At 72.3% G+C, this 24,573-nt stretch carries 18 protein-coding genes and 2 rRNA genes (1 of these 20 running past the window's edge); 2 read left to right on the top strand and 18 right to left on the bottom strand.

What is annotated here, in order from left to right:
• Nucleotides 1–24: 24 nt before the first annotated feature.
• The 14 genes from ald to OHQ87_RS13470 all read right to left on the bottom strand — a co-directional run bounded on the left by ald (nt 25) and on the right by OHQ87_RS13470 (nt 17,213).
• Nucleotides 25–1,140, bottom strand: a complete 1,116-nt coding sequence (gene ald / locus OHQ87_RS13405) for an alanine dehydrogenase (RefSeq protein ID WP_328348340.1) — start codon at nt 1,138–1,140, stop codon at nt 25–27.
• 345 nt (nt 1,141–1,485) lie between these two features.
• Entirely contained in the window at nt 1,486–2,091 is a 606-nt protein-coding gene (locus tag OHQ87_RS13410; protein ID WP_328348342.1) for an NUDIX hydrolase, read from the bottom strand.
• Nucleotides 2,088–3,869 carry a CTP synthase gene (locus OHQ87_RS13415; RefSeq protein ID WP_328348344.1) on the bottom strand — a complete coding sequence of 594 codons (1,782 nt, stop codon included), beginning with the start codon at nt 3,867–3,869 and terminating at the stop codon, nt 2,088–2,090. The genes OHQ87_RS13410 and OHQ87_RS13415 overlap by 4 nt, the downstream gene beginning before the upstream one ends.
• Before the next feature lie 129 nt (nt 3,870–3,998).
• On the bottom strand, nt 3,999–6,401 hold the full coding sequence (locus OHQ87_RS13420; protein ID WP_328348346.1) for a hypothetical protein: 2,403 nt from the start codon (nt 6,399–6,401) through the stop codon (nt 3,999–4,001).
• Complete coding sequence (locus tag OHQ87_RS13425; RefSeq protein ID WP_328348347.1) at nt 6,401–7,621, bottom strand: glycosyltransferase family 4 protein; 1,221 nt, start codon at nt 7,619–7,621, stop codon at nt 6,401–6,403. Before OHQ87_RS13425 ends, OHQ87_RS13420 begins: the two co-directional genes overlap by 1 nt.
• Entirely contained in the window at nt 7,618–9,288 is a 1,671-nt protein-coding gene (gene murJ / locus OHQ87_RS13430; RefSeq protein WP_328348348.1) for a murein biosynthesis integral membrane protein MurJ, read from the bottom strand. Before murJ ends, OHQ87_RS13425 begins: the two co-directional genes overlap by 4 nt.
• Before the next feature lies 1 nt (nt 9,289).
• A complete protein-coding gene (locus tag OHQ87_RS13435) occupies nt 9,290–10,156 on the bottom strand; it encodes a hypothetical protein (RefSeq protein WP_328348349.1) in 867 nt (288 codons plus the stop codon).
• 58 nt (nt 10,157–10,214) lie between these two features.
• Nucleotides 10,215–11,150, bottom strand: a complete 936-nt coding sequence (locus OHQ87_RS13440; RefSeq protein WP_328348351.1) for a copper transporter — start codon at nt 11,148–11,150, stop codon at nt 10,215–10,217.
• Nucleotides 11,151–11,177: 27 nt separating this feature from the next.
• A complete protein-coding gene (gene steA / locus OHQ87_RS13445; protein WP_328348353.1) occupies nt 11,178–12,356 on the bottom strand; it encodes a putative cytokinetic ring protein SteA in 1,179 nt (392 codons plus the stop codon).
• Between the two features lie 119 nt (nt 12,357–12,475).
• Nucleotides 12,476–14,233, bottom strand: coding sequence for a DNA repair protein RecN (gene recN / locus OHQ87_RS13450; RefSeq protein WP_328348355.1), 1,758 nt, complete (start codon nt 14,231–14,233; stop codon nt 12,476–12,478).
• Nucleotides 14,234–14,384: 151 nt separating this feature from the next.
• Nucleotides 14,385–15,269 carry an NAD kinase gene (locus OHQ87_RS13455; RefSeq protein ID WP_067313367.1) on the bottom strand — a complete coding sequence of 295 codons (885 nt, stop codon included), beginning with the start codon at nt 15,267–15,269 and terminating at the stop codon, nt 14,385–14,387.
• A 109-nt stretch (nt 15,270–15,378) separates the two neighbouring features.
• Nucleotides 15,379–16,224, bottom strand: a complete 846-nt coding sequence (locus OHQ87_RS13460) for a TlyA family RNA methyltransferase (protein ID WP_328348359.1) — start codon at nt 16,222–16,224, stop codon at nt 15,379–15,381.
• A 22-nt stretch (nt 16,225–16,246) separates the two neighbouring features.
• Nucleotides 16,247–16,594, bottom strand: coding sequence for a hypothetical protein (locus OHQ87_RS13465; protein WP_328348360.1), 348 nt, complete (start codon nt 16,592–16,594; stop codon nt 16,247–16,249).
• Nucleotides 16,595–16,616: 22 nt separating this feature from the next.
• Complete coding sequence (locus OHQ87_RS13470) at nt 16,617–17,213, bottom strand: phasin family protein (RefSeq protein WP_328348361.1); 597 nt, start codon at nt 17,211–17,213, stop codon at nt 16,617–16,619.
• A gap of 111 nt (nt 17,214–17,324) precedes the next feature.
• Here OHQ87_RS13470 and OHQ87_RS13475 point away from each other — a divergent pair, with 111 nt between their 5' ends.
• Nucleotides 17,325–17,660: an SCP2 sterol-binding domain-containing protein gene (locus tag OHQ87_RS13475; protein ID WP_328348362.1), complete on the top strand. Its 336-nt coding sequence runs from the start codon at nt 17,325–17,327 to the stop codon at nt 17,658–17,660.
• Between the two features lie 113 nt (nt 17,661–17,773).
• Here the strand turns inward: OHQ87_RS13475 and OHQ87_RS13480 are convergent, their stop codons facing one another.
• Entirely contained in the window at nt 17,774–18,793 is a 1,020-nt protein-coding gene (locus OHQ87_RS13480; protein WP_328348363.1) for an HAD-IIA family hydrolase, read from the bottom strand.
• Nucleotides 18,790–19,836, bottom strand: a complete 1,047-nt coding sequence (locus OHQ87_RS13485) for a hypothetical protein (protein ID WP_442930769.1) — start codon at nt 19,834–19,836, stop codon at nt 18,790–18,792. Before OHQ87_RS13485 ends, OHQ87_RS13480 begins: the two co-directional genes overlap by 4 nt.
• Here OHQ87_RS13485 and OHQ87_RS13490 point away from each other — a divergent pair.
• Nucleotides 19,795–21,789, top strand: coding sequence for a hypothetical protein (locus OHQ87_RS13490; RefSeq protein WP_328348365.1), 1,995 nt, complete (start codon nt 19,795–19,797; stop codon nt 21,787–21,789). The two genes, OHQ87_RS13485 and OHQ87_RS13490, sit on opposite strands and share 42 nt — an antisense overlap.
• A 90-nt stretch (nt 21,790–21,879) precedes the next feature.
• Here OHQ87_RS13490 and rrf read toward each other — a convergent pair.
• Together rrf and OHQ87_RS13500 are read right to left on the bottom strand one after the other, a co-directional pair.
• Nucleotides 21,880–21,996: ribosomal RNA gene (gene rrf / locus OHQ87_RS13495) — 5S ribosomal RNA — on the bottom strand.
• Between the two features lie 95 nt (nt 21,997–22,091).
• Nucleotides 22,092–24,573: ribosomal RNA gene (locus OHQ87_RS13500) — 23S ribosomal RNA — on the bottom strand; it runs 626 nt beyond the window's last position.

A 24,573-nucleotide genomic window follows, 5' to 3' on the forward strand; every position in this document is an offset into this window, starting at 1 on the left:
GTGCCGCGCCGCGCGGCCGACCGGTCAGGCCAGCACCTCCGCCAGCGGGAGGGCGGCCATGCCGTGCGCCTCGGCGACCGGGCCGTAGACCACCCGACCGTCGTGGGTGTTCAGGCCCAGCGCCAACGCGGGGTCGCGGCGCAGCGCGTCGCGCCAGCCCTGGTTGGCCAGCTCCAGGGCGTACGGCAGGGTGACGTTGGTCAGCGCGTAGGTGCTGGTGTGCGGCACCGCGCCGGGCATGTTCGCCACACAGTAGAAGATCGAGTCGTGCACCTGGTAGGTCGGCTCGGCGTGCGTGGTGGGACGGGAGTCCTCGAAGCAGCCACCCTGGTCGATGGAGATGTCGACGAGCACACTGCCGGGCTTCATCCGGGACACCAGCTCGTTGGAGATCAGCGTCGGGGCCTTCGCCCCGGGGACGAGGACCGCGCCGATGACCAGGTCCGCGTCGAGCACCGCACGCTCGATCTCGTACGCGTTGGAGGCGACCGTCTGCAGGTGGCCCCGGTAGATGGCGTCGGCCTGCCGCAACCGGGCCACGTTCATGTCCAGCAGCAGCACCTCGGCCTGCAGGCCCAGTGCGATGGCGGCGGCGTTCATGCCGGACACGCCCGCGCCGATGACCACTGTCTTCGCCGCGTACACCCCGGAGACGCCGCCCATCAGGATGCCCCGGCCGCCGCCCTGCCGCTGGAGGTGGTAAGCGCCGACCTGCGGGGCGAGCCGCCCGGCCACCTCGGACATCGGGGCGAGCAGCGGCAGCGACCGGTCGGGCAGCTCGACCGTCTCGTACGCGATGCCGGTGACCTTCCGGTCGACCAGCGCGTCGGTGCACTCCTTCGAGGCAGCCAAGTGCAGGTAGGTGAAGAGCACCTGCCCGGCGCGCATCCGGTGGTGCTCCTCGGCGATCGGCTCCTTGACCTTGAGCACCAACTCGGCGGTGTCCCACACCTCGTCGGCGGTGTCGAGGATGGTGGCCCCGGCGGCGGCGAACTCGTCGTCGGTGAGGCTGGACCCGACGCCGGCGCCGGCCTCGACGAAGACCTGGTGACCGTGGCGGACGAACTCGTTGACGCCCGCCGGCGTGATCGCCACGCGGTACTCGTGGTTCTTGACCTCGCGTGGGATTCCGACCTTCACGATGCAGACACCTTCCTCCGGGATGACGCACCCCGGACTGCGCGGTGCCCCGCCGGCTCCGTTGCCGACGCGGTCCACCGGTCCCGCCGGCGGCAGTCTAGGCGCGCCGCCACCCTCCGACGGCCAGCACTGTGACAACCGGTGCCCGATCCACCTGACGAGGTGTCAGGCATGGCGCACGGGCCTGCCGTTCGGTGTCTCCCCCATGGTCGCACCGGTCGGCCCCGCCCGCCGGATGGAACCCGGCCGGGATCACCGTGTCCGACGCCGACGGCCGGAACCGGGCGGAGACGGCGCAGGGGCCGTCGCGGCGGTCCGCGGCGGCCCCTGCGGGCGTACCGGAAATCAGCGGTGCAGCGGGGTGTCGGCCCGGCGCAGCACCGACCAGCCGGCGTCCCGGGCCCGGGCCGCGGCCAGCAGGCCGGTCGCGCACGGACCGTTGGTGATCTCGCCGCCCAGCACCATGCCGACCGCCTCGTCCAGGTCGATCCGGACGACCTGGAGGTCGGCCTCCTCGTCGTGCCGCTCGTGCCGCTGCCCGACGGGCACCTCGGCCAACTCCCGGGCGAGGAACACCCGGACCACCTCGTCGGTGAACCCCGGCGAGGTGTGCACGTCGACCAACAGGTCCCACCGGCCGGCGGTCAGGTCGGCCTCCTCGGCCAGTTCCCGGGCGGCGGCCACCGCCAGGTCCTCGCCGGCGACGTCCATCAGCCCCGCGGGCAACTCCCACAGGTGCCGTCCGACCGGCTGCCGGTACTGCCTGACCAGCACCACCTGACCCGCCTCGTCGAGGGCGACCACGCCTACCGCGCCGACGTGCCGGGCGTAGTCGCGGCTGGCGGTGCCCCCACCGGGCATGGTCACCTCGTCGGTGACCACCGTGAAGATCCGACCGGCGTAGCGCTCGACCCGGGAACGCAGCTCGTAGCGGTGTTCGACGGCGCTCACGACGTGGCCGACGCCTTCGCCGACGCGCCGTTGCGGGCCGCGTCCTTGGGCGTGGGCGCCTCGTTCTTCGGTGCCGCGGTCTTCGGCGTCTCGACCACCGGATCGAGGTCCACCGGCAACTGGTCGGCCTGCGAGTACGCCACCGCCGCTTTGACGAACCCGGCGAACAACGGGTGCGGGCGGGTCGGGCGGCTCTTCAGCTCCGGATGCGCCTGGGTGGCCACGAAGAACGGGTGCAGGCTCCGGTCCAGCTCGACGAACTCGACCAGCCGACCGTCCGGGGAGGTGCCGGAGATGTGCAGGCCGGCCCTGGTGAGCTGGTCGCGGTAGGCGTTGTTCACCTCGTACCGGTGCCGGTGCCGCTCGCTGATCTCGGTGGCGCCGTACGCCTCGGCCACGATCGACCCCTCGGCCAACGTCGCCGGGTACGCCCCGAGCCGCATGGTGCCGCCCAGGTCACCCCGACCGGCGACGATGTCCTCCTGGTCGGCCATGGTGGCGATGACCGGGTGCTTGGCCTCCTCGTCGAACTCCAGGGAGTTCGCCGCGTCCAGCCCGGCCAGGTGGCGGGCCACCTCGATGGTCATGCACTGCAGGCCGAGGCAGAGCCCGAGCAGCGGTACCCCGTTCTCCCGGGCGTACCGGGCGGTGCCGATCTTGCCCTCGATGCCGCGTACGCCGAACCCGCCGGGGATGACGATGCCGTCCACGCCGGCCAGCGCCGAGGCCGCCCCGGCCGGGGTGACGCAGTCGTCGCTGGGCACCCAGCGCAGCTGCACCCGGGCCCGGTGGCCGAAGCCGGCGGCCCGGATCGCCTCGCTTACCGACAGGTAGGCGTCGGGCAGGTCGACGTACTTGCCGACCACCGCCACGGTGACCGTGTGGTGCGGCTGGTGCACCCGCTCCAGCAGGTCGTCCCAGCTGGTCCAGTCGACGTCGCGGAAGGACAGGCCGAGCCGGCGCACCACGTACGCGTCGAGGCCCTCGCGGTGCAGCACCTTCGGGATGTCGTAGATGCTCGGAGCGTCCGGGGCGGCGACGACCGCCTCGGAGTCCACGTCGCAGTAGAGGGAGAGCTTCTCCTTGAGCTTCACCGGGATCTCCCGGTCACAGCGCAGCACGATGGCGTCGGGCTGGATGCCGATGTTGCGCAACTGCGCCACCGAGTGCTGGGTCGGCTTGGTCTTGAGCTCGCCCGACGGAGCCAGGTAGGGCACCAACGAGACGTGCAGGTAGAAGCAGTTGTCCCGGCCCAGGTCGTGGCGGACCTGGCGGATCGCCTCCAGGAACGGCAGCGACTCGATGTCGCCGACGGTGCCGCCGACCTCGGTGATCACCACGTCGGGGATCTGGCCGTCGGCGTCCGGGTCGGCCATGCCGACGATCCGCGCCTTGATCTCGTTGGTGATGTGCGGGATGACCTGGACGGTGTCGCCCAGGTACTCGCCGCGCCGTTCCTTGGCGATCACGTCGGAGTAGATCTGACCGGTGGTGACGTTGGCCTTGCCGGAGAGGTCCCGGTCGAGGAAGCGCTCGTAGTGCCCGACGTCGAGGTCGGTCTCCGCGCCGTCCTCGGTGATGAAGACCTCACCGTGCTGGAACGGGTTCATTGTCCCGGGGTCGACGTTGAGGTAGGGGTCGAGTTTCTGCATCACCACCCGCAGACCCCGGGCGGTGAGCAGATTACCGAGGCTGGAGGCGGTGAGGCCCTTTCCGAGCGAGGAGGCGACGCCCCCGGTGACGAAGATGTGCCGGGTCGTCCGTGCTGAAGGGGCCAAGGCCTGCTCCCGTGTCGTCCGTAGCGGTCGTGCGAACCGCCGTGCCGATCAGCAAAGTGATCACGCGATCCACGGGACTCCACGGTAACACCTCCCCGGCGGCCCTCCGGCGTCGCACCCGATCCCGGGCTATCCGGGCCCCGCGCCGGGCCGACCGGCCACCACCTCGGTCGACGCCGGAGCCGCCGGGCCGGGCACCCGTGCCGCGGGGACCGTCGCCCCACCCCGCCCCGCCGGCCGGGCCCCGTCCCCACCCGGGCCAGCTGCCGGATCGCCGTCCGACGCCACAGGCGGTGGGGCGTGCTCCGGGGTCGGGTCGTCGCCGTCCCCCACCGGGTCGCCGCCGTCGTCGGGCCGTCCGCCGGGCGGGGTGCCGTCGGACGGGGCACCGCCGGGTGGTCCAGCCGGGCCCTCCGGCCGGGGGTGACCCGGATCGGGCAGGGTGCGGTCCGTGGAGTGGTCGAGCACCCGCAGCGAGGCCAACGCCGCCATCGGCACCACCAGCGCCGCGGCCGCCCCGGCCACGTCCAGCGCGGAACCGCCGAGCAGTCCGGCGATGACCGCCGCGACCGCCGTACCGGCCAGTGCCGCCCGGATCGCCGGGTAGATGCCGAACAACCGCATCAACCCGCCCCAGGGTTGCAGCAACGCGAACCAGACCAGCAGCAGGCCGACCACCGCCAGCACGGTCAACGGGCTGTTCACCAACGTCTGGAAGTTCGCCGTGCTGGACCGGTGCACGGTCAGCCCGCCGGTGCCCTCGCCCAGTGCGGTCAGGAACCGGCCCAACGCCCCCCGTTCCTCCACCGGCCGGCGCAGGTCCACCACCGCGAAGCCGATGGTCAGCGCCAGCCCGGCCATGGTGGCCCAGACCAGCCGACTGACCGTCAGCCAGCCGCCGGTGCTGATCGCGGCGGCCACCGCCACCCCGGCGGTCAGCGCGATCGCACCGATGGAGTCCGCACCCAGGTAGGGGCTCCCGATCACCACCACGGCCAGTCCGCCCACCGCGACCACCACCATCGGTCGCCACTGCCGGCGGACCCGCTGGGCGAGCCAGCCGGCGCTGAGCAGCGAACCGGCGAGGAAGACGCCGAGCCCCACCGTGCCGAGGCCGGAGAACCGGCCGCCCTCCAGCGCGGAGTAGCCGACCACCCCGTTGAGCTGCAACCGGGCACCGCTGAGCACGTCCGCCCCGACCACCAGGGTGGCCAGGCCGGCGACCACGCCGAGCGGTCCGAGGGTGCGGTCGTGGCCGGGGGCGAACCGGACCAGGGCGGTCGCGCCGACGACCAACGCGACAGTCACCCCCGCGAAGTACGCGCCGGCGTGGTCGCCCCGCCACCACGGCACCGCGTCGGCGAGCAGGGCCGCGGGCACCGCCAGGGCGACGGCGATCAACAGCAGTTCCACTGTCGACACGATGCGGCGGGACACCGGCGGCGGGCTGTGCGGGCCGGCGAGCCGGCGGGCCCGGCGCAACAGCGGCAGGACCGCGACGGCGAGGGCGATCTGGGCCGCGGCGAGCAGGGCGAAGAACCAGCCGGCCACGGCCCGCTGGGCGGCGGCCTCCCGGTCGGCGTCGGCGGGCGCGGTGATCGCGGTGGCCAGGTCGTCGGGTCGATCGTCGATCTTGACGGCGGGACGACCGAGGAAGATCCGCTCGGGCATCGGCCGGCCCAACGCGATCAACGCGGTCGGGGCCAGGTCCACCAGTTGCAGGTAGCCCTCCCGGCCGGTGCTGGGCGAGGTGAGCCAGCCGTGTTCCCAGCCGGGGCCGTCGGCGACGACGACGTGCAGCCGGGCCGGAGCCTCGGTGTCGGACACCCCGGCGACCAACACCAGGGAGCGTTCCGGCCGGGCGGCGAGCACCTTCGCCAGCGCCTCGTCGGCGCGGCGGGCCTGCGCCTGCCGGTCGGCCGGATCCGTGCCGCTGACCGTGCCCAGGTCGACGATGCTCAGCACACAGGAGCCGAGCAGCTCCGCCGGGTCGGCCGGCAGCGCCGGGGCGTACCGGTCGACCCGGCCGAAGGGACGGGCGGCGGCGACGGCGGCGCCCGGGCCGACCGCCACCGAGCAGCGCACCGACTCCGACAGCGAGCCGGGCACCGTGCCCCACGGCTGCCGGTCGGCGTTGTACGCGACCACGCTCTCCTGGTCGGGCAGGTTGGCGCCGATCCCGTCGGGCTGTTCGACGGTCACCTCTGCCGGCGGACAGCCGCCCGGTTGGCGGTTGCCGTTCCAACCGGCGTAGCTGCCCGCGCCGAGGGTGAGCCAACCGTCCACGGGGCAGGTCGGACGGTGCGCGGAGCGGGTCGACAGCGAGCCGATGGAGCCCCGCTGGGCCATTCGCCACAGCGCCGGGGTCCGCTGCGGGTCGACGTCGGACCAGCGCAACCCCGCCACTCCGACGAGGACCACGTAGTCGGCGGTGCGCCGGGGTGGGCTGCTGTCGGGGCGGGCGGCCAACGCGGTCACGCCGAGCGCCACCACGATCAGGGTGAGCAGGACCGGGGTGAATCTGCGCAGCATCAGGCGCGTCCCGTCGAGGGGGTGTCGGTGCCGGGCGCCGCCGGCCCGACCTGGTCGCCACGCCCGGCCGGCCGGGCGTGCCCGGCGTCGTCGCGGCGATCGGCACGGCCGGCGTCGAGTTCGGCGTAGAGGGCACCCAGCGCGGCGACGGTGTCCGCCTCGGTGGGCCAGCCGGCGGCGCGGGCGGCGCCCCGACGGGCCAGGTCGGCACGCAGGCTCGGGTCGTCCAGCAGCGACCGGACGGCCGCGTCGACCGCGTCGACGTCGCCGGGCGGGACCAGCAGCGCGCCGTCGCCGACCAGCTCGGGCAGCCCACCGACGGCGGTCGTCACAAGCGGTACGCCGGCCCGCAGCGCCTCCTGGGCGAACAGTTGCCGGGCCTCCCAGTCGCTCGTCACCACCGCCAGGTCGGCACCGGCGAGCAGGTCCGCCACGTCGGTGCGGTGCCCGAGCAGGGTCACCGGGGCGCGGGCGGCGGAGATCCGGGCGGCCAACGGCAGGTACGCCGGGCCGCTGCCGGCGATCACCACCACCGGCGGCGGCGTACGGGTACGCCACCGGGCGGCGGCGTCGACGAGCACGTCGTAGCGTTTCTGCGGGTGCAGCCGGCCGACGGAGAGCACCAGCGGCCGATCACCGGCGACGCCGAACTCGGCGCGGACGGCGGCGCGGCGGCGACGTGGGGCGGGCAGGGCCGGCGCGGCGACCGGGGCGAGCCGGGCGTCGGTGGCGCCCAGCGCCGCAGCCCGGTCCACCAGGTCGGCGGAGGCCCCCAGGGCGACCCGGGCGGACCGCGCGACCACCCGTTCGGCGAGCCGGGACAGCCGTCCGCGCAGCCCTCCGGCGAGCACCGCGTTGTGCCAGGTGACCACGAGCGGGGCGGCGGGCCGGGCGAGCGCCGCGACCAGCCCGGCGCGCAGCCCGTGGGCGTGCACCACCCGGGCGTCCACGTCGGCCAGCGCCCGGCGCAGCGCGGTGACCGCGCGGGCGTCGGCGGGGGTGGGGTTGGCCGAGATCTCCACCGGCGTGAACCGGGCCCCGGTGGCGGCGAAGTCGAACTGCTCGCCGGTGGCGGCCGGGCCGCAGACCAGCACCGGTTGGCCGGCCTCGACGAGCCCCCGGGCCACCGACCGCACGTGTTGCCCCACCCCGCCGGTGCTGGAGGCGAGCAGCAGCACCACAGTGCCCCGGGGGTCGGGGGCGGGCGTCGCGTGGGTCATGGGGAGCGGGTCTCCTTCCCGTCACCGGCGTTGCCGGCAACGCCGTCCTGCGGGGCACCCGCCGGTCGCCGGCCGCCCAGCCGACGACGTACGCCGGCGAGCAGCGGCCCGACGTCCCGCCGGTCCGCCAGCCAGGCCACGGCGAGGAACAGCACACCGACCACGGCCCCGGACAGCATGCCCTGAACGAATGCTCCCGCTGTCGTCGGGGTGCCGTCGCCAGCGAGCAGGCGGGCGGTGAGGACGCCGGCCGGGGCGGCCAGCAGCGCGCCCAGCAGACCGGCGAGGGCAGCCCGACCGCAACCGGCGAGGGCGGCCCGACCGGCGGCGCGGAGCACCGCGCCGACCAGCAGCACCCCGAGGACCAGCATGCCGACGGAGTTGGCCAGGGTGACGGCCAGCACCCGGTCGGCGCGCGGCAGCAGCGCCGCCAGCGGTACGGCGACCAGCGGCACCACCAGCCAACCGGTGGTGATGGCGGCGGTCGCCACCCGGGTGGCGCCCCGGGCGTAGAGCGCCCTGGACAGCACCGCGAAGAGCCCGTAGCCGACCAGCCCGGGGGCGAACCCGGCGATGGCGGCGGCGGTCGGCTCCGCGCCGAGCGGGAAGAACCGGCCGACCGGTTCGGCGGTGCCGATCAGGGCCGCCGCGCCGAGGAAGCTGCACAGCAGCACCCCCCGGGTGGTCGCGGCGACCGTCGTGCGGTAGCCGCCCTCGTCGCCGGTGGCCGCAGCGGCCGACAGCCCCGGATACGCGGCGACCGCCAGCGGCACCGCCAGCACCGCCCAGGGCAGCAGGTACATGGTCTGGGCGAGGTTGTAGACCTGCGGGGCTTCGGTCGGGCCGCCGGAGATCCGGTTGAGGATGACCACCAGGGCGAGTTGTTGGGCGGTGACGGTGACCGCCCCGGCGACGGCGAGCCCGCCGACCCGGGCCCGGGCGTCGGCGGGGAAGGCGTAGCCGGGCCGCCAGGCCAGCCCGAGCCGGCGCAGCGGGATCAACAGCGACAGCGACAGCACCACCACACCGAGGGTGGTGCCGCCGGAGAGGACCAGCTCCCCGGCCCGGCTCACCTGGGCGATGCTCGCGTCCCGCCCCTGGGTGGCCCCGAAGACGAGGTAGACCAGCACGACGGTGAGGCTGGACAGCAGCGGGGCGACGACCGGCCAGGCGAACCGGCGGTGCGCCTGGAGCACCCCGGTCAGCACGATCCCGATGCCGTAGAGCGGCAGTTGCGGGGCGAACACCCGCAGCATCCGTGCCCCGGCGGCCAGTTCGGCCGGGGAACGCCCGTCGGAGATGACCGCCACGATCGGGTCGGCGAAGAGCGCCACCAGCGCCGCGAGCGGCACCAGCAGGGTCACCGTCCAGGTCAGCAGCGCGCCGGTGGTGGCGGCCACCGCCCGCCGGTCACCGACCGCGACCGGCCCGGCCAGCAGCGGTACGACGAGACTCGCCAGCGCCCCACCGGCGACGATCTCGAAGATGATGTTCGGAACGGTGTTGGCGATCACGTACATGCCGCCGAGGTCGCTGCGTTCGACCACCCAGGTGAACACGGCGGTACGCCCGAACCCGGCGAGCCGGGCGAGGACGGTGAGTACGGCGATGAGGGCGGCGGCGCCGGCCACCCGACCGGCGCCGGCGAGGGGTGCCGGTCTGGTCACGTCAGTCGGATCGCCGACCCAGCGCGTCGAGTTCCCGCAGCACCGGGGTGCGCTGGATGACCGCCGTGAAGCTGACCTTCTCGCTGGCCGCGGTGAGGCCGGCGAGCGCCGCGAGCAGACCGGCCCGGCCGAGCGGCCCGGTCCGGGCGGCGAGCGCCACGCCGAGCAGCGCGCCGAGCGCGTTGGCCCCGCTGTCGCCGATCATCACCCGTTCGCCCAGGTCCTCGCCGAGCAGCCCACCGGCGGCGCCGACCGCGCCGGCGGCGATGCCGGCGTGCGGACCACCGGCCAGCGGGACGCCGAGCAGCACGCCCGACTTCAACGCCCGGCCGGGACGCAGGTCGAGCAGGTTGAGCAGGTTGGCGGTGCCGGCCACCACGCCCGCGCCGAGCAGCACGTCGACGGTGCGACCGAGGGAGCCGTGGCGCTGCCGGCGGGGGTGCGCGGCGACCCGGGGGTCGGCGGCGAGCAGCGCGGCGGCGGCGAGCCCGGCCGCGCCCACCCCGGCGACCTTGACCAGGCCGGCGGTGACCCGGCCGGCACGCAGGGCGGCGAGGTGACCGGCGAAGCCCTTGGCGGCCTTCTGCTCCGGCCGGGCACCGACCACGTCGTCGTAGAGGCCGACCGCGCCCGCGCCGAGGCCGGCGACGAGCGCCGCCGCACCGGCCGGGACGCTTGCGGCGCCGAGCGCCCCGGCGCCGGACGCCCCGACGGCCAGCGCCGGCCCGGCAGCGAGGCTGACGGTACGGCCCCGGAAGTTGGTGCGTTCCAGAGCCGGCCCGACCGGCGCGGTACGGATCTCCCGCAGCGCGTACCGGGCGGCGGCGGCGCCGGCGGCGGCGGCGAGCAGCCGCCCGAGCCCGCTCATGCGACGCCGCCGGACGGGGCGGTCGGGTGGTTACCGGTCACCGGGGTACGTCGTTCGCTCACTGGGGCAGTCTAGGCACCAGTGTGGCGTTGTCGCCGACGCCGTACTGACCGGCCCGCTTCTCGGTGAGCTGTTGGACCAGGGCCAGGCTGGTGACCAGCTGCCCCTGCACGGTGTTGGCGTTGTCGACGGTGGAGATGGTCTGGGCGAGCACCGGGTCGCCCCGGACCACGGCCACCAGGTTGCCCCCGGCGGAGCCGTTGCCGCCGACGACTATCGCGCCGGTGCGGTCGAACTGCTCGGCGATCTTCACCATCGACTCGTCCTTCTTGGCGGAGTCCTTGTCGACGTAGGGCTGCCCGCTGACCACCACCACGGCCTCCGCCGGGCCGGTGACCTTCTCCTCGCTGGTGAGGTACCCGGCGTTGGCGTACGCGGCCAGCACCGCCCGCCGGTCGGCCTCGGTCACCACCGGGGTGCCCTGCGGGCGGTCGAGCAGGACGCTGGCCAGCAGGGCGCTGGAGGTCTCCACGCCGTTGCCGTTGCCGGGCAGCGCCGAGGCGGGCGCGGTGGGCCGGGCGGCGGTGACGGCCAGCTCCATCAGGTTGGTGTTGTTGTCCGGGTTGATGAACTTGTCCTGCACGTCGACCCGGCCGGTCACGGTGGCCCCGGCGGTCTGGAGCATCTTCAGCACGCCCTCGGTGTGCTCCCGGCCGGTGGGCAGGCTGAGCACCATCACGCGCTTGCCGGTGAGCTTGCCGGGCAGGTAGAGCTGCGCCATCTCGGCGGCGAAGTCCTCCTCGAGGTCCAGCTCCTTCTGGAGGCTGTTGACCGACTGGCGCATCTGCTGGTTGTCCTTGCGCAGCGAGTTGACGGTCTCCTTGAGCGAGTCGGCGACCGGGCCGTTGAGGGCGGCCGTGCCGACCACCAGGCCGATCGCCAACGCCAGGAAGACCGCGGTCAGGGACACCACGTGGTACCGGAAGTTGATCACGCTTGCAGCCTCTTGATCGATCGGGAGCTAGAAGAGCTGGCCGAGCTGGAACACGAAATTGTCCCACCACTCGGAGACCACTCCCAAATACGCCTTGCCGACGGTGGAGACCGCCACGGCGGAGGCCATCGCGGCGATCGCCGACAGGACCAGGAGCAGCAGGGACGAACCGGAGATGTTCTGCCGGTAGAGCCGGCTCACGCCCTTGGCGTCGACCAGCTTGCCGCCGACCTTGAGCCGGGTGAGGAAGGTGGAGGCCATCCCGCCGCGCCCCTTGTCCAGGAACTCGACGAGGGTGGCGTGGGTGCCGACCGCGACGAGCAGCGAGGCGCCCTTCTCGTCGGCCAGCAGCATGGCGAGGTCCTCGCTGGTGGCGGCGGCCGGGAAGGTGATCGCCGGAACCCCGAGGCCGTTGACCCGGGCCAGGCCGGGCGCCCGGCCGTCCGGGTAGGCGTGCACGATCACCTCGGCGCCGCACCGCAGCACGTCGTCGGTGACCGAGTCCATGTCCCCGATGATCATGTCGGGGGTGTAGCCCGCCTCGACCAGCGCGTCCGCACCGCCGTCCACGCCGATCAGCACCGGCTTGAACTCCCGGATGTACGGGCGCAGCACGTCCAGGTCGGCCTTGTAGTCGTAGCCCCGGACCACGATCAGGCAGTGTCGACCCTGCACCTGGGTCTGGATCTCCGGGACGCCCACCCCGTCGAGCAGCAGGTCCCGTTCCTGGCGCAGGTAGTCCATCGTGTTGGCGGCGAACGCCTCCAACTGCACCGACAGGCCCTCCCGGGCGTCGGCCATCGCCTTGGCGACCGTCTCGGCGTCCTGGAGGTCACCGTGCGCCACCGGCTCGTCGCCGGCGAAGACGGTGTTGCCCTCGATCCGGACGGTGTCGCCCTCCCGGAGCCGCTCGAAGACCCCCTCGCCGAGGTCGTCCAGGAGCAGGATGCCGGCACCGATGAGCACCTCGGGGCCGAGGTTGGGATACCGGCCGGAGACCGACGGCTTGGCGTTGAGCACCGCGGCGACCCCGACCGCGACAAGCGAGTCGGCCGCGACCCGGTCCAGGTCGACGTGGTCGATCACCGCGATGTCACCGGGGCGGAGCCGGCCGACCAGCCGTTTGGTACGGCGGTCCAGACGTGCGGTGCCGAGAACTGAGTCCGGTTCCGCGTTCCGGGTCCGGCGCAACGTGGGTAGACGCATCGTGACCATCCTGGCATGGGAAGCAGGCATTTCCAGCGCGACATGCCTGAGCAGGGCCGCCTACCCAGGGAAGCACACCGGAGCGCGGGCCGGTGTGCCTCCGCTCACAATCGTCGCGCTCAGGGCCGCCTTTCCTTCGCCGCGACGGCCAGGAGCTCCTCGGCGTGGGCGATACCCAGATCCGAATCCGGCAAACCCGCAAGCATCCGGGCCAGCTCCCGGGCCCGCTCGGTGTCCTCCACCACCCGCACACCGCTGGTGGTCACCGCGCCCCCGGTGTCCTTCGCCACCACCAGGTGCCGGTCGGCGAACGCGGCCACCTGTGGCAGGTGGGTCACCACAAGCACCTGGTGGCTGCGGGCCAACCGGGCCAACCGTCGACCGATCTCCACCGCCGCCTGGCCGCCCACCCCGGCGTCGACCTCGTCGAAGACCAGGGTCGGCGGGCCACCGGAACCGGCGAACACCACCTCGATGGCGAGCATCACCCGGGACAGCTCGCCACCGGACGCACCCCGCTGCAACGGCAGCGACGGCGCCCCGGGGTGGGCCAGCAACCGCAACTCCACCTCGTCGGCGCCGTCCGGACCGACCCCGCACCCGACCCCGTTGACCGTCAGCGTGGGCTCGGACCGACCGGCCGGCCGGGGCAGCACCGCCACCTCGATCCGGGCGTGCGGCATGGCCAGCCCGGCCAACTCCGCTGTCACCTGCTCGGCGAACCGGACCGCCGCCTCCTGCCGGGAAGCCGACAGCCGACCGGCCAACTCGGCCACCTCACCGGCGAGACGCTGGGCCTCCCGGTCCAGCTCGTCGAGCACGTCGTCGGAGGTGTCCAGGTCGGACAGTCGGGTCCGGGCCCGCTCGGCCCAGGCGATCACCCCGTCGACGTCGTCGGCGTACTTGCGGGTCAACGCCCGCAACGCCGCCCGCCGTTCGTAGACGGTCTGCAACCGGGCCGGATCGGCGTCCAGCACCGCCAGGTAGGTCGACAGCTCCGCCGACACGTCGGCCACCAGGGTGGCCGCCTCCTCCAGCCGGCCGGCCAGCTCACCCAGCGCCGGGTCGGTGCCGGCCTGCGCCTCCAGGGTGCGGCGGGCCGTGCCGAGCAGCACCGTCGCGTCCGGGGTGTCGTCGGTCGCCTCCACCCCTCCGGCCACGCACTGCTGGGCCAGCTGCGCGGCTGTCCGCAACCCCTCGGCGTGCTCCAACCGCTGCGCCTCGGTCTTCAGCTCGTCGTCCTCGCCGGGCTGCGGGTCGACCCGGGTGATCTCGTCCAGGCCCAGCCGCAGCAGGTCGGCCTCCTGGTGCCGGGCCCGGGCGTTGCTGCGCCGGTCGGCCAGGTCGTCGACCACCTGCCGCCACCGCCCGTACGCCTCCCGCAGCGCGTCGACGAGCTTCTCGTGCCCGGGGCCGGCGAACCGGTCCAGCGCGGCCCGCTGCTCGGCCGGGCGGAGCAACCGCAACTGGTCGGACTGACCGTGCACCGCCACCACCTGCTCGCCGACCTCGCCGAGCATCGACACCGGCATGCTCCGGCCGCCCAGGTGCGCCCGGGACCGCCCCTCCACGGTCACCGTACGGCTCATCAGCAGCGAGCCGTCCTCGTCGGGCCCGCCACCGGCGTCCACGATCCGGGCGTGCACCACGTCGGCGACCCGGCCACCGAGCCGCAACCGCCCCTCGACGGTGGCCCGCCCCGGCGCGGCCCGCACCCGACCCGCGTCGGCCCGACCGCCGAACAGCAGGCCGAGGCCGGTCACCACCATCGTCTTGCCGGCACCGGTCTCACCGGTGATGACGTTCATCCCGCCGGCCAGCGGCAGGGTGGTGTCCTCGATGACGCCCAGTCCGGTGATCCGCAGCTCTTCCAGCACAGCACCCGACAGTAGACGCGTGCTGCGACAGTTGACCAGCCGGCACGGGCGAGCGTCGCGGCCGGGAACGATCCACCGTGCCGGCCGCCGGGGCAGCGCCGCTGGTGGGCGGCACCCGGGGCGACGACGAACACACCGCCACCGGGCGGGCTCAGCGGCGGCTGCCCCGCCAGCCCTGCACCGGCAGGTCGAACTTGGCCACCAACCGATCGGTGAACGGCCGGTCCCGCAACCGTACGACCCGCACCGGCAGGGCGCCCCGACGCACCGTCACCGTGGCGCCCGGCGGCAGGTCGTAGACGCGCCGGCCGTCACAGCAGAGCACGGCCAGGGTGGTGAACGGATCGACGGTGATGACGAACGTCGAGGTGGGCGCGGTCACCAGCGGACGGCTGAACAGCGCGTGCGCGCTGATCGGCACCAGCAGCAACGCCTCCACCTCCGGCCAGACCACCGGCCCCCCACCGGAGAACGCGTACGCGGTGGAGCCGGTGGGGGTGGCGCAGACCACGCCGTCGCAGCCGTAGCGGGACAGCGGTCGACCGTCCACGTCGACAAGCAGCTCCAGCATCTGGGCGCGCTCGCCCTTCTCGACGCTGATCTCGTTGAGCGCCCACGACTCGATGGTCGGACCACCGTCGAACTCGGCGGTGACATCGAGGGTCAGCCGTTCGTCCACTGTGTAGTTGCGCCCGACGACGTCCCGTACGGCCGTGTCGAGATCGTCGATCTCCGCCTCGGCGAGGAAACCCACCTTGCCCAGGTTGATCCCGAGCAGCGGCACCTTCGCCGGGCGGGCCAGCTCGGCGGCGCGCAGGAAGGTGCCGTCCCCGCCGAGCGCGAAGACGATCTCGGCCCCCTCGGCGGCCCGCAGCCCGGCCATCGGCACCACCCCGGGCAGGTCCAGGTCCTCGGCCTCCTCGGCCACCACCCGTACCTCGAACCCGGCCGCGATCAGGTCGGCGGCGACCGCCCGGGCGTGCTCGGTGCTCCGTCGCCGCCCGGTGTGGGTCACCAGCAACGCGGTCCGGCTCACCGGTGCCACCGCCCGTCCCGCACCCGGTCGGCCAGGTCCTCGCTGAGGTCCACCGGACCCGCCTCCCGTCCACCCTCGCGGGACACCGTCCCGACGTCGCCCACCACGCTCACCCTGCCACCTTCCCGGACGCCGCGTCCGGCCCGGGGCCGACCGGTCCGGCGACCACCACGGCGTGCACCCGCTCGGGGTCGGCCGCCGGCGCATCCCGGCGTAACCATACGAAAAACTCGACGTTGCCGCTCGGACCCGGCAGCGGACTGGCCGCCACGTCCGCCAGGCCCAGCCCGAGCCCCGCGGCGCTCGCCGCCACCGCGAGCACCGCCTCGGCCCGCAGCGCCGGATCTCGGACCACGCCGCCGGCACCGACCCGCTCCTTGCCGACCTCGAACTGCGGCTTGACCATCAGCGCCAGGTCCCCGTCGGTACGGGTGCAGCCGGCCAGCGCGGGCAGCACCAACCGCAGCGAGATGAACGACAGGTCGGCCACGGTCAGGTCGACAGTCCCGCCGATCACCTCCGGGGTGAGGGTGCGCACGTTGGTGCGGTCCAGCACCCGCACCCGTTCGTCGGTACGCAGCGACCAGGCGAGCTGGCCGTAGCCGACGTCGACGGCGACCACCTCGGCCGCGTCGGCGCGCAGCAGCACGTCGGTGAATCCCCCGGTCGACGCCCCGGCGTCCAGGCACCTCCGACCGGCCACGGTCAACCCGGCGGGGGCGAAGGCGGCGAGCGCACCGGCCAACTTGTGGCCGCCCCGGGAGACGTACTCGTCGGCCGGGTCCGCCCCGGTGACCAGCAGCGGATCGGCCGGGTCGACCATCGCGGCGGCCTTGCGCGCGGGCACCCCGCGCAGCTGGACCCGGCCGGCCTCGATCAGCGCGGCGGCCTGTTCACGGGAACGGGCCAGGCCGCGACGGACGATTTCGGCGTCGAGTCGGGTACGACGTGCCATGAGGCGGTTCTCTCCGGTCCGGTCAGGCCTGGTCGATGGTGGCGAGGGTTTCCCGCAGCGTCTGGTACGCCGCCTCGTACTGGGCGATCTGGTCGGCCGGTGGTAGGCCCTCGGCGTTGGCCATCGCCCGGACGGCGGCGTCGACGGCCGGGTGCCGGGCGTCGTCGCCGCCCTCGTCCGACTCGACGACCGGCGGCGGAACGGGCCGGGGGGCGTGCGGTGGAACCGGCCGGGGGGTGTGCGGCGGCGGGGCCTGGCGGCCGGCGGGCGGCGGGCCGGGCCTGCCGGGCGGCGGCGGGCCGGGCCTGCCGGGCGGCGGCGGGCCGGGCCTGCCGGGCGGCGGCGGGGCCGGACGGACCGGGCCGGTCACGACCGGCTCCGGGGGACGTCGTTCACTCGGCACCGCCTGCGCCCCGTCGGCCGGGGGCGGCCTTCCTGGCCGGCCGGGACGGCGGCGGTGCGCCCTCGTCGAGCGGGCCCGACCCGGCGGATGCCGCTCCCGCCTTCTTCACCGCCTTCTTGGCCACGGCCTTCTTCGCCACCGCCTTTTTCGCCACGGCCCTGGCCGGTGGGTCGGCGGCACCGGGCTCTCCGCCGGCCGCCGACCCGGGAACCGGCTGAGTCGGCGCGGTTGCCGGGACGGTGGTGTGGGGGGCGGCGTCAGCGGCCCGTAGCGCGGTCGACCCACCCTTGGCCTCACGGAGCTGCCGTTCCAGCTCGTGCACCCGACGGGTCAGCTCGGCCACCTCGTCGGCGGTGGCGAGGCCCACCGCGCCGAGTGCCCGGTCGACCTCGAACCGGACCAGCTTGGTCAGCGCCTCCCGGTTCGCCGCGCCGGTGGCGAGGAGTTCCTCGGCGAGCGCCTGGAGTTGCCCGGCGGTCGCGCCACTCGTACCCGCCAACCGTCGGGCGGCGTCCTGTGCCCTCCTCCGGGGCGCTTCCGTCAGGCCCAGGGCCAGCTCCAGGTAGGCGCGCCACGCGTCCTGCATGACCGAGTCCTTCCGCCGGGGCAGTGTGCGGCCCTCACGCTACCGGGCGCCCCGAGACGCCCATTGCGGTACGGTGCCGGGAAACGGCGTGGCGGGTACGAGGGAGACGATGTGGCAAGCGTGGACGAGTGCCGACAGGCTCTGCGGGATCTTGCCGATCGTCTGGACCGGCACGCCGAGGCATCCGGCAAGATCGATCTGGATCGCACCCTGGCCTGCCGGCTCACCGACCTGGAGACGGCCTTCCACGGCCGGATCACCGGTGGTCGACTGCGCGATCTCGCCGACGGCGACGACCCGAAGGCGAAGATCGCGCTGATCACCACCAGTGACGATCTGGTCGCCCTGACGCATGGTCAGCTCGACGTCACCAAGGCGGTCGCCGCCCGGCGGATCTCCATCAAGGCCAGCCCGTTCGACCTGCTGAAGCTGCGCAAGCTGCTCTGATTGGCGGCACCGACGCCTGGTGCGGTGCGGTGGGCCGGCCAACAGGCAGGGGCGGCACCGCCCGTTGTCGGGTCGGTGCCGCCCCGGGCCCCGCTGTCAGATCGTCGAGATGGTCAGGTGGCCAGGCCGAACCCGGCCAGCACCTGCTCCGCCTCCGGTGAGGCCGGTCGCACGTCCGCACCGGTGCCGGCCGACCAGGCGACCGCACAGAGCGCCGCCAGGGCGTCCAGCGGCCGTCCGGCACCGCGCAGCTCCACCGCCCCCTCCACCGCCGTCGCCGACCATCCGCCGGCCTGTGGATCGCCGGGAACCCGGACCACCGCCGCCGGGTCGAAGAGCCCGGCCAGGTCCGCCGCGACGTGGGTCGGCCGCCGCTGTTCGGCAGCCGTCAACAGCTCGGGTACGTCGCTGACGCCGGTGAGCACCAGCAGGCTGTCCAGCCCGGCCCGGCGGGCACCCTCGATGTCGGTGTCCAGCCGGTCACCGACCACAAGCGTCCGGCCGGTGCCTGCGCGTCTGGCAGCGGTGGCGAAGAGCGCCGGCTCGGGTTTGCCGACCACCACGTCGGGTGCCCGGTCCAGGGCATGCCGCAGGGCGGCCACCAGCGACCCGTTACCCGGCAGCGGGCCACGCCCACTCGGTAGCGTCCGGTCGGTGTTGGTGGCCACCCAGGTCGCCCCGGCCCGGATCGCCACCGATGCCTCGGCCAGGTCCATCCAGCTCACCTGCGGGCCGTACCCCTGAACGACGGCGACCGGCGCGGCGTCGGCGCGGTCGACGGGGGTGAGCCCCACGGCGCGGATCTCGGCGCGCAGCGCCTCCGCACCGACGACGAGCACCGCAGCGTCGCCGGGAAACCGGTCCCGCAGCAGCTCTGCGGCGGCCGCCGCAGAGGTGAGAACCTCCGCGGGGTCGGCCGGTACACCCATCCCCGTGAGCAGGTCGGCGACCTCGCTCGAACGTCGTGAGGCGTTGTTCGTGGCGAACGCCACCGACCGACCCTCGGCCCGCAGCGCACCGAGCGCCTCGACCGCGCCGGGGATCGGCCGGTCGATCAGGTAGACCACCCCATCCAGGTCGAAGACGACCAGAGCGTACCCGTCGATCAGCCGGTCCCCGGCGACCTCGGTCATCGCTGGTCCGCCCCCGACCCACGCCCGTCCACCGGCCGGGTCTCCGCCGGGGTCGTCACGTCGTCGACGGTGTCGGCCGGACGCGCGATCGTGCCGGGCCGGGTATCCGCAGTACCGCCGTCGGTCTCGTCGGCGGCGGTTTCCCGCCCACCGTCGCGCCGGTCGTCGTCGAGGTCGCCGCGATCCTCGTCGCTTCCGTCCCCGTCGCGGTCACGATCGTCGTCCCCGTCCCCGTCCCCGTCCTCGTCGTCGCGGTCGCCCTCGTCGTCGAAGTCGCCCTCGTCGTCGCGGTCGCCCTCGTCGTCGAAGTCGCCCTCGTCGTCGCGGTCGCCCTCGTCGTCGAAGTCACCGTCCTCGTCGCGGTCGCCGGGGGTTCGCCCGAGTCCGGTGTCCGCGCCGGCCGGCAGCGCGCCGGCGGCCGATTCTTCGACCGGCTCGTCGTCCTCGTCGTCGCCCTCGATGACGACGCCGTCGAGCTCCAACAGCCGCTCCGGGGCATCGGTCTCACCGTCGGTGTCCACGTCGGCGGCGCGCGAGAACCACTCCCGGGCCTCCTCGCGGCGACCCACCGCGAGCAGCGCGTCGGCGTACGCGTAGCGCAGCCGGGCGGTCCACGGCTCGGCCACGTCGGTGGTCAGCTCCGGGACCTGCAGCATCGCCACGGCCGCGTCCTTCTGCCCCAGGTCCCCCCGGGCACCGCCGGCGACGATGAGCAGTTCGACCGCGACGGCCTTGTCGAGCTTGTCGTTGTCGGCCCCCCGGAACAGGTCGATCGCCCGCTCCGGACGCCCCAGGGCGCGCTCACAGTCGGCGAGCACGGCCAGGTGGCTCTGCAACCCGGTCATCCGGTGGAACGTACGCAGCTCGGCGATCGCCGTCTGCCACTCCCCCGCGTGGTAGGCGGCCAGACCGACCGCCTCGCGTACGGCGGAGATCCGCGAGGCCAGCCGCCGGGCCGCCATAGCGTGGGCCAGTGCCTCGACCGGGTCCTCGTCGATCAGTTGACCGGTGGCGACCAGGTGTCGTGCGACGGTCTCCGCCACCGGCTTGTTCAGCGAGAGGAGTTCCGCCCGAACGGCCGTGTCGAGGTCGCTCGCGGCAATCTCGTCCGGCAGCGCCGGCGCGGCCGATCGGCCGTCGGCCTCGTCCCGACGCTCCCGATCGGGGCCGAACCCGCCCTCGCGACGTCGGTCCTCGTCGCCTCGCTGGTCGTCGCGGCGCGGCCGGTCGTAACCGCCACGATCCGCGCCCCGGAAGCCACCCTCGCGGGAGTCACCGCCCCGGAAACCACCCTCACGCGGGCCGGACCGGAAACCACCCTCACGGCGGTCACCACCCTGGAACCCACCCTCACGGGAATCACCACCACGGAAACCACCCTCACGGGAGTCACCGTCCCGGCGGAAACCACCCGAACGGGAATCACCGTCACGCGGACCCGACCGGAAACCACCCTCACGGCGGTCACCACCCTGGAACCCACCCTCACGCCGGTCACCACCGCCGGGACGGCGGTCACCACCCCGGAAGCCACCCTCACGGGAATCACCACCCCGGAAGCCACCCTCACGGCGGTCGCCACCGCCGAAACCACCCGGACGACGCTCACCCCCGGCAGCACCCTCCCGACGATCCCCGCCACGGAAGCCACCCTCGCGGGAGTCACCGCCCCGGAAACCACCTTCACGCGGACCGGACCGGAAACCACCACGGTCACCACCACGCGAATCATCACGACGGTCCCCACCACGGAAACCACCCTCACGCGAGTCACCGCCCTGGCGGAAACCACCCGAGCGGGAATCACCATCACGCGGACCCGACCGGAAACCACCCTCACGGCGGTCACCACCCTGGAACCCACCCTCACGCCGGTCACCACCGCCGGGACGGCGGTCACCACCCCGGAAGCCACCCTCACGGGAATCACCACCCCGGAAGCCACCCTCACGGCGGTCGCCACCGCCGAAACCACCCGGACGACGCTCACCCCCGGCAGCACCCTCCCGACGATCCCCGCCACGGAAGCCACCCTCGCGGGAGTCACCGCCCCGGAAACCACCTTCACGCGGACCGGACCGGAAACCACCACGGTCACCACCACGCGAATCATCACGACGGTCCCCACCACGGAAACCACCCTCACGCGAGTCACCGCCCTGGCGGAAACCACCCGAACGGGAATCACCATCACGCGGACCCGACCGGAAACCACCCTCACGGCGGTCACCACCCTGGAACCCACCCTCACGCCGGTCACCACCGCCGGGACGGCGGTCACCACCCCGGAAGCCACCCTCACGCGAGTCACCGTCCCGGCGGAAGCCACCGGGCCGCGAGTCTCCGCCCCGGAAACCACCCTCCCGACGATCCCCGCCACGGAAGCCACCCTCGCGGGAGTCACCGCCCCGGAAGCCACCCTCACGGCGGTCGCCACCGCCGAAACCACCTTCACGCGGACCGGACCGGAAACCACCACGGTCACCACCACGCGAATCATCACGACGGTCCCCACCACGGAAACCACCCTCACGCGAGTCACCGTCCCGGCGGAAACCACCCGAACGGGAATCACCATCACGCGGACCCGACCGGAAACCGCCCTCACGCGGTCCCGCGCGGTAGCTACCGTCACGACGATCGCCGCCGGAACCGGTGCCCTCACGCCGGTCGCCGCTGCGGAACCCACCGCTTCGAGGGGCGTCAGCATCGCGTCGGAAACCGCCTTCGCGGCGGTCCCCGCCACGGAAACCGCCGTCGCGGGAGTCGCCACCGGAACGGAAACCACCGGGCCGGGAGTCACCGGTACGGGGGCCCGAGCGGAAACCCTCCTCGCGCCGGTCGCCGCCCCGAGGTCCACCCTGCGAGGTGCCGCGGTCGTCGCGGTCGCCCCGGTACGGGGGACGGTCGTCCCGACGGGGGCCGGCGTCCCGCTGCTGGGGCCGGTCGGAGCGGTCTTCGTAACGGCGCGGACGATCTCCGCCCTGCGGTCCTGAACTCACAGGTACATCCTTCCTGATTGCGCCACCAACGGCGCGACGCAGTCGAGGGCCGACCCGGATGGGGCGGCCCTCGACTGGAAAGTTGTCCGGCGGTGTCCTACTCTCCCACACCCTCCCGAGTGCAGTACCATCGGCGCTGGAGGGCTTAGCTTCCGGGTTCGGAATGTGACCGGGCGTTTCCCCTCCGCCATGACCGCCGTAACTCTATGAACATATCAACACACGCGCGGGCTGGTCGTGTGACCAGTCGGGGTGTTTGCTTGTTCAGAGTTGCACAGTGGACGCGTAGCAGCTTCGTAGTCAAGTCCTCGGCCTATTAGTACCGGTCAACTGAACCCGTTACCGGGCTTACATTTCCGGCCTATCAACCCAGTCGTCTAGCTGGGGGCCTTACCCCACCATAGGTGGGTGGGATACCTCATCTTGAAGCAGGCTTCCCGCTTAGATGCTTTCAGCGGTTATCCCTTCCGAACGTAGCTAACCAGCCGTGCCCCTGGCGGGACAACTGGCACACCAGAGGTTCGTCCGTCCCGGTCCTCTCGTACTAGGGACAGCCCTTCTCAAGTATCCTACGCGCACGGCGGATAGGGACCGAACTGTCTCACGACGTTCTAAACCCAGCTCGCGTACCGCTTTAATGGGCGAACAGCCCAACCCTTGGGACCTGCTACAGCCCCAGGATGCGACGAGCCGACATCGAGGTGCCAAACCATCCCGTCGATATGGACTCTTGGGGAAGATCAGCCTGTTATCCCCGGGGTACCTTTTATCCGTTGAGCGACACCGCTTCCACTCGCAAGTGCCGGATCACTAGTCCCGACTTTCGTCCCTGCTCGACCTGTCAGTCTCACAGTCAAGCTCCCTTGTGTACTTGCACTCAACACCTGATTGCCAACCAGGCTGAGGGAACCTTTGGGCGCCTCCGTTACCCTTTAGGAGGCAACCGCCCCAGTTAAACTACCCACCAGACACTGTCCCTGAACCGGATAACGGTCCGAAGTTAGATACCCAAATCAACCAGAGTGGTATTTCAAGATTGCCTCCACCCATACTGGCGTACAGGTTTCACTGGCTCCCACCTATCCTACACAAGCCCATTCAGATACCAATGTCAAGCTATAGTAAAGGTCCCGGGGTCTTTCCGTCCTGCCGCGCGTAACGAGCATCTTTACTCGTACTGCAATTTCGCCGGGCCTGTGGTTGAGACAGTGGGGAAGTCGTTACGCCATTCGTGCAGGTCGGAACTTACCCGACAAGGAATTTCGCTACCTTAGGATGGTTATAGTTACCACCGCCGTTTACTGGCGCTTAAGTTCTCCGCCTCGCCCCGAAAGGCTAACAGGTCCCCTTAACGTTCCAGCACCGGGCAGGCGTCAGTCCATATACATCGAATTACTTCTTCGCATGGACCTGTGTTTTTAGTAAACAGTCGCTTCCCCCTGCTCTCTGCGGCCATACAACGCTCCACCCGCATGGGGCTTCACGTCTCCGGCCCCCCTTCTCCCTAAGTTACGGGGGCAATTTGCCGAGTTCCTTAACCACAGTTCGCCCGATCGCCTCGGTATTCTCTACCTGACCACCTGTGTCGGTTTGGGGTACGGGCCGCTAAGAACTCGCTAGAGGCTTTTCTCGGCAGCATAGGATCACTGACTTCACCTGAATCGGCTCGGCATCACGTCTCAGCCCTGTGCACCGCGGATTTGCCTACGGCACGGCCTACACGCTTACCCCGGCACAACCACCGGCCGGGCTCAGCTACCTTCCTGCGTCACCCCATCGCTTGACTACTACCTACCAGGTTCCCACGCTCCCCGTTCTTGGTCCGAAGACCGCCAACAGTTCGGGCAGTTAGCACAATAAGGTTCATCACGGGCGCTCTTTCGCGGGTACGGGAATATCAACCCGTTGTCCATCGACTACGCCTCTCGGCCTCGCCTTAGGTCCCGACTCACCCAGGGCGGATTAGCCTGGCCCTGGAACCCTTGGTCATCCGGCGGAAGGGTTTCTCACCCTTCTTTCGCTACTCATGCCTGCATTCTCACTCGTGCCGCGTCCACAACTGGGTCACCCCGCTGCTTCACCCCCGGCACGACGCTCCCCTACCCATCCACACACCTGCACCAGATATCAAGACCTGGCGAAGTATCATGTGAATGCCACAGCTTCGGCGGTGTGCTTGAGCCCCGCTACATTGTCGGCGCGGAACCACTTGACCAGTGAGCTATTACGCACTCTTTAAAGGATGGCTGCTTCTAAGCCAACCTCCTGGTTGTCTATGCGACCCCACATCCTTTTCCACTTAGCACACGCTTAGGGGCCTTAGCTGGTGATCTGGGCTGTTTCCCTCTCGACTACGAAGCTTATCCCCCGCAGTCTCACTGCCGCGCTCTCACTTACCGGCATTCGGAGTTTGGCTGATTTCGGTAAGCTTGTGGGCCCCCTAGACCATCCAGTGCTCTACCTCCGGCAAGAAACACGCGACGCTGCACCTAAATGCATTTCGGGGAGAACCAGCTATCACGGAGTTTGATTGGCCTTTCACCCCTAACCACAGGTCATCCCCCAACTTTTCAACGTTGGTGGGTTCGGCCCTCCACGCGGTCTTACCCGCGCTTCAGCCTGCCCATGGCTAGATCACTCCGCTTCGGGTCTAGAACATGCGACTACGACGCCCTATTCAGACTCGCTTTCGCTACGGCTCCCCCACACGGGTTAACCTCGCCACATGCCACTAACTCGCAGGCTCATTCTTCAAAAGGCACGCCGTCACCCCGCAAG

Source organism: Micromonospora sp. NBC_00421, assembly GCF_036017915.1.
In the GTDB taxonomy this organism is placed as follows: Bacteria; Actinomycetota; Actinomycetes; order Mycobacteriales; family Micromonosporaceae; genus Micromonospora.

Bases quoted from the DNA above. Each gene is read 5' to 3' on its own strand.
- steA (WP_328348353.1), bottom strand. From the start codon at position 12,356: ATGCGTCTACCCACGTTGCGCCGGACCCGGAACGCGGAACCGGACTCA.
- OHQ87_RS13480 (WP_328348363.1), bottom strand. From the start codon at position 18,793: ATGACCGAGGTCGCCGGGGACCGGCTGATCGACGGGTACGCTCTGGTC.
- OHQ87_RS13435 (WP_328348349.1), bottom strand. From the start codon at position 10,156: ATGAGCGGGCTCGGGCGGCTGCTCGCCGCCGCCGCCGGCGCCGCCGCC.
- OHQ87_RS13470 (WP_328348361.1), bottom strand. From the start codon at position 17,213: ATGCAGGACGCGTGGCGCGCCTACCTGGAGCTGGCCCTGGGCCTGACG.
- OHQ87_RS13425 (WP_328348347.1), bottom strand. From the start codon at position 7,621: ATGACCCACGCGACGCCCGCCCCCGACCCCCGGGGCACTGTGGTGCTG.
- OHQ87_RS13460 (WP_328348359.1), bottom strand. From the start codon at position 16,224: ATGGCACGTCGTACCCGACTCGACGCCGAAATCGTCCGTCGCGGCCTG.
- OHQ87_RS13420 (WP_328348346.1), bottom strand. From the start codon at position 6,401: ATGCTGCGCAGATTCACCCCGGTCCTGCTCACCCTGATCGTGGTGGCG.